Origin of the sequence: Microbacterium sp. NPDC090225 (genome assembly GCF_044772365.1) — a bacterium.
Classification (GTDB): domain Bacteria; phylum Actinomycetota; class Actinomycetes; order Actinomycetales; family Microbacteriaceae; genus Microbacterium.
In genome coordinates this window covers 614,885-627,928 of record NZ_JBIVYS010000001.1, presented here as the reverse complement: position 1 = coordinate 627,928, position 13,044 = coordinate 614,885, and the positions used below count along the sequence as shown (strand labels likewise).

8 protein-coding genes are annotated in these 13,044 nt (G+C 68.3%); 4 read left to right on the top strand and 4 right to left on the bottom strand.

The features are described 5' to 3' along the window. Window positions 1-8: 8 nt before the first annotated feature. Complete coding sequence (locus ACIQTT_RS03100) at window positions 9-1,064, bottom strand: AI-2E family transporter (protein ID WP_402785855.1); 1,056 nt, start codon at window positions 1,062-1,064, stop codon at window positions 9-11. 179 nt (window positions 1,065-1,243) lie between these two features. On the opposite strand from ACIQTT_RS03100, the gene ACIQTT_RS03095 reads away from it, so the two are divergent. After that, window positions 1,244-3,229 (top strand): glycosyl transferase, encoded by a 1,986-nt coding sequence (locus tag ACIQTT_RS03095; RefSeq protein WP_402785852.1) that lies wholly within the window; start codon window positions 1,244-1,246, stop codon window positions 3,227-3,229. Next, entirely contained in the window at window positions 3,226-4,167 is a 942-nt protein-coding gene (locus ACIQTT_RS03090; protein WP_402785849.1) for a tetratricopeptide repeat protein, read from the top strand. The genes ACIQTT_RS03095 and ACIQTT_RS03090 overlap by 4 nt, the downstream gene beginning before the upstream one ends. Before the next feature lie 54 nt (window positions 4,168-4,221). Here the strand turns inward: ACIQTT_RS03090 and glgB are convergent, their stop codons facing one another. The 3 genes from glgB to glgX all read right to left on the bottom strand — a co-directional run bounded on the left by glgB (window position 4,222) and on the right by glgX (window position 10,633). Beyond that, window positions 4,222-6,426, bottom strand: a complete 2,205-nt coding sequence (glgB, locus tag ACIQTT_RS03085) for a 1,4-alpha-glucan branching protein GlgB (protein WP_402785846.1) — start codon at window positions 6,424-6,426, stop codon at window positions 4,222-4,224. Continuing rightward, window positions 6,423-8,402 (bottom strand): alpha-1,4-glucan--maltose-1-phosphate maltosyltransferase, encoded by a 1,980-nt coding sequence (locus tag ACIQTT_RS03080; protein ID WP_402785843.1) that lies wholly within the window; start codon window positions 8,400-8,402, stop codon window positions 6,423-6,425. The genes glgB and ACIQTT_RS03080 overlap by 4 nt, the downstream gene beginning before the upstream one ends. A 158-nt stretch (window positions 8,403-8,560) precedes the next feature. Beyond that, window positions 8,561-10,633, bottom strand: coding sequence for a glycogen debranching protein GlgX (glgX, locus tag ACIQTT_RS03075; protein WP_402785840.1), 2,073 nt, complete (start codon window positions 10,631-10,633; stop codon window positions 8,561-8,563). 92 nt (window positions 10,634-10,725) lie between these two features. On the opposite strand from glgX, the gene ACIQTT_RS03070 reads away from it, so the two are divergent. Continuing rightward, window positions 10,726-11,898, top strand: a complete 1,173-nt coding sequence (locus ACIQTT_RS03070; protein WP_402785837.1) for a cysteine desulfurase family protein — start codon at window positions 10,726-10,728, stop codon at window positions 11,896-11,898. A gap of 9 nt (window positions 11,899-11,907) precedes the next feature. Beyond that, window positions 11,908-13,005, top strand: coding sequence for a tRNA 2-thiouridine(34) synthase MnmA (mnmA, locus tag ACIQTT_RS03065; RefSeq protein WP_402785834.1), 1,098 nt, complete (start codon window positions 11,908-11,910; stop codon window positions 13,003-13,005). Window positions 13,006-13,044: the final 39 nt, after the last annotated feature.

Here is a 13,044-nt window from a genome sequence, read left to right as displayed (position 1 = left end):
GATCGATGTCAGAGTTCGTTCATCCGCGGGATGAGCACCTGCCGGTAGATGATCAGGATGCTCGCGGCGACCGGGATCGCGATGAGCGCTCCGAGGAGTCCGAGCAGACTGCCGCCGGCGAGTGCGGCGACCACGACGACCGCGCCGGGTACCGACACCGCGCGGCTCATGATGCGCGGCGAGATGATGTACGCCTCGATCTGCATGTAGATCAGGTAGTAGATGCCCGCCGCGATCGCCGTCGCCGGCGAGCCGAGCCCCGGAATGAGGCAGATGAGCACGATGAGTGTCGATCCCGTCAGGGTGCCCACGAGCGGGATGAGCGAGAAGAAGAACGCGATGACCGCGAGGACGGCGGGGAACGGCGCCTGGATGATCGAGAGGAAGACCGCGCTCAGCACGCCGTTGATCACGCCGAGCGACACCTGACCCATGACGTAGTACCCCACGGAGTCGGTGATCTGGTCGGCCAGATCGATGAAGCGCTCCCGCTTCGACGCCGGAGCTAGCTGATAGACCGCCCGCTTGAGCGAGGGGGTGGATGCCGTGAGGTACACCGTCAGGATCAGCACGATGAACGCGCCGAAGAGACCGGTGACGATGGTGGTGCCGACGACGATCACGCTTTCGGTGATGGAGCCCCAGTTCTCGAGGAGCCAGTCGGTCGCTCGCGTGAACGTGTCATCGATGAACGACGGCTGCAGGCCGGGGAAGACGTCGCTGATCCAGTCCTTCACGTCGCCGATGTACGTGCTCTGCAGGAAGAGCGTGATGCGTCGTACGAGCTGACTGATCTGATCGATCAGGATCGGGAGCACCATCAGCACGATGCCGGCGAACACACCGAGCACGCCCAGGATCGTGACGAGCACGGCCAGCCAGCGGGGGAGCTTGCGTCGCTCGAGGAAGGCGACCACGGGATCGAGGCCGAGGCTGAGGAACAGCGCGGTGCCGACGTAGAGCAGCACGGTCGAGAGGTTCTGCAGACTGCCGATCAGGAGGATGCCGAGGCCCACACCGAGCGTCGCCACCAGGGCGGTGCGGAAGGGGTTGTGGATCTTCATCTCGACTCCTCGTGTCGGGCTGGTGCCAGGCTACCGATCGTGCCATGAGCAGCACGCGCGACGTGCCGTCCCACACCGCGGGGATTCACCTTGTGGGCAACACACAGGTGATTTCGCTAGTCTGAAATGTCGAGTGTTGCGTCCCGGGTGATCGTGCGGGATGCGTGAGGAGACTATTCGTGCGTTTCGTATGGGCCGTCGTGGCCTTCGTCCTGGCCGCGGCCCTGATCGGTGCCGGCATCGCTCAGCGCACCATCTTCATGGGGCCGGAATCGGTGCAGGAGAAGGTGCAGATCGAGGAGCCGGCGCCTTTCATCCTGATCGACGGCGACGTGCTGCGCGCCCACCCCGGCGAGCAGACGCTGCTGATCCGAGGCGACGGCAACATCTTCTCCGCCTACGGACGCACCGCCGACATGGAGGCGTGGCTCGCCGACTCCGACTACAACCAGGTGACCGTCGATGACGACGGATCGTTCCAGGTCGAGCACGTCGCCGCACCCGAGGCCGAGGACGACGCGGTCGATTCGGGAGACGCGGCGTCGGAGGAGCCGACCGCCGAGGACGAGCCCGATACCACGACGGGACGCAACCCCGCGGGTTCCGACCTGTGGCTGAACTCGTTCAGCGACACCGATTCGCTGTCCCTCGACAACCTCCGTCTGACCGAGGGAGTCAGCGTGCTCGTCGCCTACGACGGCACCGAGGACGCACCCGACGACATCGTCGCCTCCTGGCCGCTCGACACGTCCACGCCGGCCGCTGGACCGCTCATGGTCGGTGGTGGTCTGCTCCTGCTCGTAGGGCTGATCCTCTACGTGCTCGGCATCCGTCACCAGCGACGTGGCCGTGGCCCCCGTCGCAAGGGTCCGGGTCCGCTCCCCGTGACCGAACCCATCGACGTCGCCTCTCTGCCTCCGGGGGAGCGTGCAGCGATCGAGAGCGGAGCGCCCCAGGCGAAGCCGCAGGCCGCTGACGACGACGTCCAGGACGCGGAGATCGTCGATGAGCCCGCTGCGCCCGCAGGCGAGAAGACCGACGAGAAGACCGACGAGAAGACCGAGGGGACGTCGACGATGAAGGCCGCAGATCCCGCTCGCCGGCGTCGCCGCCTCCTCGTTGTACCGATCCTCGGGCTCACCGCGGTGCTCGCGGCCGGATGCTCGTCCGATTCGTGGCCCCAGCTGGGTGCTCCGGAAGCGACTCCGTCGCCCACTCCGACGGTGATCGCTCCCGAGAACCAGAAGCCGCCGGCCGTGACCGAGGGTCAGGCCGAACGGATCCTCGGCGAGATCTCGACCACCCTGGTCGAAGCCGACACGAACCGCGACCTCGATCTCGCCAAGACACGGCTCGACGGGCCGGCGCTCACCGCCCGGACGACGGACTACGCGTTGCGCACCGCGATCGCAGATTCGCCGGTGCCCGCTGCAATCCCCACCGACGACGTGGAGGTCGTGCTCCCCGAGGCGACCGATCGCTGGCCGCGCACGACGCTGCTGCTCTCCAAGAGCGCGGACGACGAGACCGTCCCGCCCGTGCTGCTCACGATGACGCAGCAGGATCCGTGGTCGAACTACAAGGTGACGAACATCGCGGAGATGTCGGCGGATGCCGTGTTCCCCGATGTCGCCGCCGCCTGGCTCGGCACTGCGCTGGTCCCCGATGACTCGGCGTTCCTCAGCATCGCGCCCGGCGAACTCGCCGCCGCGTTCGCGGACGTCGTCGACACGGGGGAGACGAGTGCCTCCAACGCCCTCTTCGACGACCTCTCGCAGAAGCTCGCGACCTCGATCCGCGACAGCCGCCAGACCGTGGTGCAGAACCTCATCGACAACGGCGCTGCGGAGACGTCAGAGGTCAGCTTCGACATGGCCCCGACCGACACCCCCGCCGTCTCGATGACGACCCTCGACAGCGGAGCGATCGTCGGCATCACGCTGACCGACGCCGAAACGGTCAAGCCGACGTCTGCCGACGCGGTCATCCGCTTCGGCGACAACGCGAAGGCCAACGCCCTCACCGGAGTCTCGGAGTCAGCGAAGGGCGTCGTGACGACCTATGAGTTCCAGCTCTTCTTCTCGGTTCCCGCGCAGGGATCGACCGAGCAGATCAAACTCCTGGCATCCCGTCAGGATCTCGTCTCCGTAGAGGTGATCAAGTGACCGAGTTGTCTCCTGCGGCGCTGCGTGGTGCCGTCGATCTGTCGAGCCTGCGCAATCGGCCGGCTGCTCCCGCCCCTGGCGCCCCGGCGACGCCCACCGCGGGCGCACCCTTCGCTGACCTCGTGATCGATGCGACCGATGAGACCTTCGGCCAGGTGCTCGAACTCTCGCGTACCGTGCCCGTCGTCGTCGACCTCTGGGCCGAGTGGTGCGGGCCGTGCAAGCAGCTCAGCCCGATCATCGAGAAGGTCACCCGTGAACTGGGCGGGCGCGTGCTGCTCGCGAAGATCGATGTCGATGCGAACCCGCAGCTGGCGCAGAGCTTCCGTGCGGAGTCGATCCCCATGGTCGTCGCACTCATCGCCGGGCAGCCCGTGCCGATGTTCAACGGCGCCGTTCCCGAGGAGCAGGTGCGGGCGGTGTTCGCACAGCTGCTCCAGCTCGCCGCGCAGAACGGCGTGACCGGTTCGCTGGCGATCGACGGCGCTCAAGCTCCTGAGGATGCGACTCCCGAGGAGCCCGCGCTGCCGCCGCTCCACGCCGAAGCCTTCGCTGCGATCGAGGAGGGCGACTACGCCGCCGCGATCGTCGCGTACGAGAAGGCGCTCGCGGAAAACCCCCGCGACGAGGATGCGATCGCGGGACTCGGGCAGGTCCGTTTGCTCGATCGCGTGCAGTCGCTCGATCTGCAGGCCGCTCGTGCCGCCGCCGCGGCTGCACCGCTCGACATCGCCGCCCAGTTCGACGTCGCCGACCTGGACCTCGCGGGCGGACATGTCGACGATGCCTTCGGACGCCTCCTCGATCTGTTCTCACAGCTCCCGTCGGACGAGCGCACACCGGTGCGCGAGCGTCTCGTCGAGCTGTTCGGACTCATCGGAGCCGGCGACCCTCGCGTCGTCTCGGCGCGGAACCGCCTGACGTCGCTCCTCTTCTGAGTCTCACGGTGTTCTCGGCGCCACGCGCGCCGAGAACACCACTCGTGTATCGACCTAGCCGCGGGTGACGCTCGGCACGTGCGGGTCGGTCTGGTAGCGGAGCCACAACGTCGAGAGCGCCGGGAGGGTGATCGTCGCTGTCGCCGGACCGCCGTCCTCCGCGAGGGCGACGACGACGCCGAGATTGCCGGATCCGCGACCGCCGAACGCCGAGGCATCCGTGTTGAGGATCTCCTCCCACACGCCTTCGCGGGGGAGCTCGAGGCGGTAGCCGACGTGCTCGATACCGGAGAAGTTGCTGATCACGACGACGCGTCCGCCGTGTCCGTCACGACGCTCGAACGCGATCACGGTCGGATCCCAACTCGGTGCGCCCAGACGCGAGAAAGACGAGGCATCGCTGTCGCGGGCCCACAGCGGTGCCTGCACGCGATACGCCGCGTTGAGAGAAGCGACGAAGTCCTGCAACTGGGCGTGGGAAGGCTGGTCGAGCAGCCACCAGTCCAACTCGCGTGATTCCGACCATTCGGCGAGCTGCCCGAACTCCTGGCCCATGAAGAGCAGTTTCTTGCCGGGGTGGCCCCACATGTAGCCGAGATAGGCACGCACGTTGGCGAGCTTGTGCCAGTGGTCACCGGGCATCTTCGCCACGAGGCTCCCCTTGCCGTGCACCACCTCGTCATGGCTGATGGGGAGCAGATAGTTCTCACCGAAGGCGTAGACGAATGAGAACGTCATCTCGCCTTCGTGGTGCGCGCGGTACATCGGGTCGCGGGCGATGTACTGGAGCGAGTCGTTCATCCAGCCCATGTTCCACTTGAAGCCGAATCCGAGGCCGGCGTGGTCGGTCGGTGCGGTCACTCCGGGGAAGCTCGTCGACTCCTCGGCGATCATCATGATCCCGGGGTGCAGCCGATACGACGTGGCGTTGACCTCCTGCAGGAACCGGATGGCCTCGAGGTTCTCGCGACCTCCGTGGATGTTCGGCTCCCATTCGCCCTCGTTGCGCGAGTAGTCGAGGTAGAGCATCGAGGCGACGGCGTCGACCCGGAGGCCGTCGACGTGGAACTCGTCGAGCCAATAGAGGGCGTTGGCCACGAGGAACCCGCGCACCTCCGGGCGGCCGTAGTCGAAGATCAGCGTGCCCCAGTCCTGGTGCTCACCACGACGGGGGTCCGGGTGTTCGTAGAGGGGTTGACCATCGAAACGGGCGAGTGCGAAGGCGTCCTTCGGGAAGTGCCCCGGAACCCAGTCCATGATCACGCCGATGCCCGCCTGGTGCAGACGATCGATGAGATACCTCAGATCGTCGGGCGTCCCGAACCGGCTCGTCGGCGCGTAGTAGCCGCTCACCTGATAGCCCCAGGAGCCGCCGAACGGATGCTCGGCCACCGGCATGAACTCGACGTGGGTGAACCCCGTCGTCGTCACGTGCTCGATCAACGGTTCGGCGAGGTCCCGGTACCCGAGACCGCCCCGCCAGGAGCCGATGTGAACCTCGTAGACGGAGAGAGGTTGCGCGACGGCATGCGTGGCGGCGCGTCGGGTCATCCACGCACCATCGCTCCAGCCATAGGAAGATGCCGTGACGACCGACGCCGTGTCCGGCGGAACCTCGGCCCACTGCGCCATCGGGTCGGCTTTGAGGATCCATTCCCCGGAGCGCGTGCGGATCTGGTACTTGTAGCGGGTGCCGATCGCGAGGTCCGGCACGAACAGCTCCCATACGCCGCTGGCGCCCATGGAGCGCATGGCGTGGGACTCGCCGCTCCATCCGTTGTGGTCGCCGACCACGCGCACGGCCGTGGCGTTGGGGGCCCACACGGCGAAGGCGACGCCCGTTTCTCCGTCGAGGTCGCGGGGATGCGCCCCGAGCGCCTGCCAGAGACGCTCGTGCCGGCCTTCGGCGATGAGATGGATGTCGACGTCGCCGAGGGTAGGCGTGTGACGATAGGGGTCGCCGGTGACGGTTTCCTCGTCGTCTCCGTAAGCCGTCGCGAGACGGTAGGGAACGGGCGGGCCATCGTGCTGCGCCTCCCAAATCCCGTGAGCGATGTGGGTGAGGTCGAGCCGCTGGCCGTTGCCGAAGACGGCGGCGACCGACGAGGCGAGCGGTCGGCGCGCACGGATCACCGTGACGGTGCGGTCGGCGCCATCCTTGTGCGGGTGGGCGCCGAGGACGGCGTGCGGGTCGTGGTGGGTGCCCGAGGACACCGCCTGCCACTCGGCGGATGCCGTCAGGTCGTCGATGGAAGTCATGGGCGGTGCCTCACCTTCAGGATGTGCACGGGCTCGGCGAAGGCGTCGAGGCGCACGTAGTTGTGATCCGACCAGGTCCACACCGCTCCCGTGAGCAGATCCTCGACCTCGAACTGCTCACCGAGGGGGACCCCCCAGCGCGAGGTGTCGAGGTGCACGGTGGTCTCGCGGACGGAATGCGGGTCGACGTTGGCGACGACGATCAGCGTGTCGGGGGAGCCGGTTCCGGTGAAAGCAGCATCCAGGTGCTTGCTGTAGACCAGCACGTGGTCGTCGTCGCTCCAGTGCACGTCGAAGTTGCGGAGCTGACGCAGCGCGGGATGCTGTCGGCGGATCTCGTTCAGTCGGCGCAACAGCGGAGCCAGGGACTCGCCGCGGGCCTCGGCGCCCTCCCAATCGCGGAACTTGAACTCGTACTTCTCGTTGTCGATGTTCTCCTCGGACCCGGGACGGGCAACGTTCTCGAGGAGCTCGTAACCGGCGTACACGCCCCACAGCGGTGCGGCGGTCGCGGCGATGCAGGCTCGTACCCGGTATGCCGCGCGCCCGCCGAACTGCAGGTACTCGGTGAGGATGTCGTGCGTGTTCACGAAGAGGTTGGGGCGCATGTAGTCGCTGGTCTCGTGCGACACCGAGGTCAGGAACTCCTCGAGCTCGGCCTTGGTGTTGCGCCACGTGAAGTAGCTGTAGCTCTGCTGGAAGCCCACGGCGGCGAGCGCGCGCATGACGGCGGGGCGGGTGAACGCCTCGGCCAGGAAGATCACGTCGGGGTCCTGGGCGTTCACGGTCGCAATGAGCCACTCCCAGAACTGCAGGGGCTTGGTGTGCGGATTGTCGACCCGGAAGATCTTCACGCCCTGCGCGACCCAGTGCTGCACGATCCGGAGCATCTCGGCGTAGATGCCCGCCGGGTCGTTGTCGAAGTTCAGCGGGTAGATGTCCTGGTACTTCTTCGGCGGGTTCTCGGCGTACGCGATCGTGCCGTCGGGCAGCGTGGTGAACCATTCGGGGTGCGCGGAGACCCACGGGTGATCGGGAGACGCCTGGAGGGCGAGATCGAGCGCGACCTCGAGCCCCTCCTTCTTCGCCGCGCGGACGAATGCACGGAAGTCGGCGGCGGTGCCGAGCTCGGGATGGATGGCGTCGTGCCCTCCCTCGGCCGCGCCGATCGCGTAGGGCGACCCCGGGTCGCCGGGCTCGGTGGTCAGCGTGTTGTTGCGTCCCTTGCGATTCGTCGTACCGATGGGATGGATCGGCACGAGGTAGAGCACATCGAAGCCCATGGCCGCGACACCGGGCAGCCGCTTCGTCGCGCTGCGGAACGTGCCGCTCTTCACCGTTCCGTCCTTGAGGCGCTTGGCGCCTTCGGAGCGGGGGAAGAACTCGTACCAGGACGCGACGCCGGCGGCGGTGCGGTCGACCACGAGCCGATGGTCCGGCGTCGCGGAACGGAGGGTGGTGACGGGTCGATCGGCGAACGCGCGCGCGAGGTCGGCATCCGTCGACAGCGCCGAGGTCGTTGCGGCATCCCCGGTGGCGAGGGAGGCCGCCGCTGCGGTCAGCCGCTTGCGCTCCGCCGCCGGACGATCGCGCTCCGCCGCCGCGCGCTGGAGGATCTCGGCACCGAGCGCTGCCATCACCGGGACGTCGACCCCGGCGGCGACCTTGAGCTCCGCGGCGTGCGCCCACGTCGCGAAATCATCGGAGAACGCCTCGAAACGGTACGTCCACGATCCCTGGGCATCGAGCGCGATCTCCGCCGCCCAGGTGTCGGTGCCGTCCTGACGGGGAGCGAGTCGGTGCAGGCTCTCGGCGCCGTCCGGTGCGGTGAGCCGGAGATGGACCCCGATGATGTCGTGACCCTCACGGAACGAGACCACGCTGAACGGGACGACCTCGCCGACGAACGCCTTGGGCGGGAATCCACCGGGAACGGAGGGCTGCACGTTCGTGAGCGGGAGTCTTCCGGTGGTCACCCCTTCGGTGATCGGTTCGTCCGCGCGGGGACGCAGGGGGATCTGGGCGGGGCTCCGAAGAGCCGAGGGAGAACTTCCGACGCGTGCAGCCACATCCCGAATGTACCGCTCCGGTCAGACCTCCGATACCGGGTGGACAAGCGCGTCGCGACCCGACATCATTCGACCAGGAAAAGTCGCATCGACGTGCCGGCGACGGGGAGGACGTCACCGGGCGCGAACACCTCGCGGTCGTCCGACGGACGCTCGTCGGCGCTGGACCAGAGCGACACGAAGCGGGTGGCGCCCTCGATCTCCTCGGGCAGCCGTACGTCGATCGGGGACTCGGTGCCGTGCACGATCAGGAGGATGCGATTCGCGTCCTCGGCATCCGGAGTGGATGCCGCGACGTACTGGAGCGTGCGGTTGCCCGGATCCGTCCATTGATCGCTCTCCATCGTCTCGCCGTTCTGGTCGAACCAGTCCATCACCGAGGCGTTCGGGATGTGCTCGCCGAGGCGCGCGTACCGGCTCGGGCGCAGTGCGGGGTTCTGCGAGCGCAGCTCGATCAGGCGTGCGACGTGCGCCTGCAGGTCGAGCTGCCACGGTTCGTAGTCCCAGGCCAGCCACGTGAGTGCGGAGTCCTGTGCGTAGGCATTGTTGTTGCCCCGCTGCGTGCGACCGACCTCATCGCCCGCGGTGAGCATGGGGATACCGGCCGAGAGCAGCAGCGTGCCGAGGAGATTGCGCATCGCCTTGCGGCGGGCGGAGAGGATCGCGGCATCGTCGGTCGGTCCCTCGACACCGTGGTTGAAGGCGCGGTTCGTGTCCGCGCCGTCGCGATTGTGCTCGCCGTTGGCCTCGTTGTGCTTGACGTCGTACGAGACGAGGTCGTGCAGGGTGAAGCCGTCGTGGGCGGTCACGAAGTTGACGCTCGCGAGCGGCCCGCGCTTCTCGTCGAACGTGTTCGACGATCCGGCGAGGCGCGTCGCGAATCCGCCGATGCCGACCGGCGCCGACGCCCGACGCGCGTAGTCGATGTCGCTCAGCCAGAAGTTGCGGACGCGGTCGCGGTAGCGGTCGTTCCACTCGTGCCACCCGGCCGGGAAGTTGCCGGTCTGCCATCCGCCGAGCCCCACGTCCCACGGCTCGGCGATCAGTTTGGTGTCGCGCAGCACCGGATCGTTCGCGATCGCCGTCAGGAGCGGATGCTCGGGGGAGTAGGTGTGGTCCGCGTCGCGGGCGATCGACGTCGCGAGGTCGAAGCGGAAGCCGTCGATCTGCATCTCCTGCGCCCAATAGCGCAGGGAATCGAGTACGAGGCGCGCACCGGCATCCGTCGACGTGTTGAGGGTGTTGCCGCAGCCGGTCGTGTCGATGTACACGCCACTCGCGTCCTGCCGGTAGTAGCTGGCGTTGTCGAGACCGCGGAGGCTGGAGCGCGGCCCGCCGATGCCCTCCTCGGACGTGTGGTTGTACACGACGTCGAGGATGACTTCGAGTCCGGCCTCGTGGAGGAGGCGGACCATGCCCTTGAACTCGGCGAGGACCGCTTCGGGCCCCTCCTTGCGCGCATCCTCCGAGGCGTAAGCGGTGTGCGGGGTGAAGAAGTTCAGCGTGTTGTAGCCCCAGTAGTTGGTGAGTCCGCGCTCCAGCAGGCGCGGCTCCGGAACGAACGCGTGGACGGGGAGGAGTTCGATCGAGGTGATCCCGAGCGTGTGGAAGTACTCGATCATCGCGGGGTGGGCGAGACCTGCGTACGTGCCGTGCAGGGCGGGCGGCACATCGGGCTGGCGCTTGGTGAGGCCCTTGAGGTGACCCTCGTAGATGATCGTGCGGTCGAGCGGGACACACGGCTTACGGGAATCTCCCCAGTCGAAACCGTCGACGATCACGACCGAGCGCCATTCCTCGTACCCGTCGCCCTGGGCCAGGCCGCGGGCGTAAGGGTCGAGGAGCAGGGTCTCGGGGTTGAAGGTGTTGCCCGGGCCGTGCGGGCCTCCGACGCGGATCGCATAGCGGGTTCCGGGCTGGAGGAGCGGTGTCGTGACCTCCCACACCCCGCCGGGGAGGCGCTCGAGGGAGACCTGATCGGTCGCCCAGTCGAGATCGGTCGCATCGAACACCACCAACTCGACGGAGGACGCATTCTGGGACCAGACGCGCAGCGTGCCGACCCCGTCGTGCAAGCGCACGCCGAGATCGTCGAGGGTGGTGCCGCCGGGCGCGGCGAAGTCTCGGGTCTCGGGCATGAATACACCCTAGAGCGCTGCGTCGGGGTGTCAGACCAACGAGTGGCGGGTTCCGTGTGCCGACGGGCATCGGAATGAGGGAGAGTGGAGGGATGCACTATCTCGACCACGCCGCCACTACTCCGCTGCGCCCGGAGGCGCGCGACGCCTGGCTCGCCGCGAGCGAGACGATCGGCAATGCATCGTCGACGCACGGCGCCGGACAGGATGCCCGTCGGCTCCTCGAGGAGTCGCGTGAGCGGGTCGCCGCAGTGCTCGACGCCGACCCGATCGAGATCGTCTTCACCTCGGGAGGGACCGAGTCGATCAATCTCGCGCTCCAGGGGAGTTGGCGCGCGCGTGCTCAGGGACGTGACGCGATCGTGCTCCCCGACGGCGAGCATCACGCGACCATGGACACCGTCGAGTCACTCCAGAACGAAGGCGCGGTCGTGCGCCCCGTCGCGCTGACCCCGACGGCGCTCATCGATCCGGAGCGCTTCGCCGCGGCGCTCCCCGGAGCCGCCCTCGCCACCGCGCTGGTCGCCAACAACGAGGCGGGCACAGTGAACGATGCTGCGGCGCTCGCCTCCGCGGCCGCGGATGCCGGGGTGCCCCTGCATCTGGATGCTGTCGCCGCGCTCGGACACCTGCCGTTGTCGTTCCGACGGCTTCGCGGTGGCGCCGGAACGGGGACCGGGCTCGTGGCGCTCAGCTTCGCCGGGCACAAGATCGGAGCCCCGGTGGGCGTCGGCGCGCTGATCGTCGCCCGGACGGCGCGCATGGCTCCACTGCTCCGGGGAGGGGCGCAGCAGCGCGGTCTCCGCGCCGGCACCCAGGACGTCCCGGGCGCCGCCGCCTTCGCCACGGCGCTTGAACTCGCCGAGCGCGAGCGACCGGTCGAGGCGACCCGACTCGCCGCGATGCGGGACCGGCTGATCGACGGAATCCGAGCGCGTGTGCCCGAGGCCGTTCTGCTCGGCGACCCGATCGACCGTCTCCCGGGCAACGCGCACGTCCTCTTCCCGGGGGCGGTGGGGGAGAGTCTGCTCTTCCTGCTCGATACCGCGGGCGTCGCCGCTTCGACGGGATCGGCCTGCCAGGCGGGCGTCGCGGAGCCCTCGCACGTGGTGAAGGCGATGGGGCGGAGCGAGCAGGACGCGCGCAGCGTCCTGCGATTCAGCCTGGGCCGCACGTCGACGGACGACGACGTCACCGCCGTCGTGGACGTGATCGGCGACGCCTATCTCCGTGCATCCGGCTCCGGCACAGCCGGGCGCTCGTAGACTGGTTCCATGCGAATCCTGGCGGCGATGAGTGGTGGAGTGGACTCCGCCGTTGCCGCGGCGCGCGCGGTCGAGGCCGGCCACGAGGTCGTGGGCGTGCATCTCGCGCTCTCGCGTGCCGGTGGCACTCTGCGCACCGGCAGTCGCGGCTGTTGCACGATCGAGGACGCCATGGACGCGCGTCGCGCTGCGGACCGGCTCGGGATCCCCTTCTACGTGTGGGACTTCTCGGAGCGCTTCCGCGACGACGTGATCGACGACTTCATCTCGGAGTACCAGGCGGGGCGCACGCCCAACCCGTGCATGCGCTGCAACGAGAAGATCAAGTTCGCGGCCCTGCTGGAGCGGGCGATCGAACTGGGCTTCGACGCGGTCTGCACGGGGCACTACGCCACGCTCGTCGACGGCGAGGGCGGGCTGGAGCTGCACCGCGCATCCGACAACGCGAAGGATCAGTCCTATGTACTGGGAGTGCTCACGGCCGAGCAACTCGCGCACACATACTTCCCGTTGGGCACGACGCCGTCGAAGGCACTCGTGCGCGCGGAGGCGGCGGAGCGCGGCCTGAGTGTCGCGCAGAAGCCCGACAGCCACGACATCTGCTTCATCCCCGACGGCGACACGCGCGGCTGGCTGGCCGAGAAGGTCGGCACCGCCACCGGTGAGATCGTCGACCGCAGCGGCGCCGTCGTCGGTTCGCACGAGGGGGCGCACGGCTATACGGTCGGGCAGCGCCGAGGTCTGAAGCTCGGCATCCCCGCGGCGGACGGCAAGCCTCGGTTCGTGCTCGAGGTCCGCCCCGTGTCGAACACGGTCGTCGTCGGTCCGAAGGAGGCACTCGCCATCCGCGAGATCTCGGGTGAGAGGTTCAGTTGGGCGGGAGCGGCGCCGACGGCTTCCGAGTTCGACTGCCACGTGCAGATCCGTGCCCACGCCGAGCCCGTCGAAGCCACGGCCACCGTGGATGCCGACGGTGTGCGGGTGGTGCCGATCGTACCGCTCGACGGTGTGGCCCCCGGACAGACGGCGGTGCTCTACGTCGGCACACGCGTGCTCGGCCAGTTCACCATCGACCGCACGGTCTCCGCGGTTCCGGTCGACGCCTGAGCGGCGCCTCTCCGAATGTCGGTGCCCGCTCGTAGACTT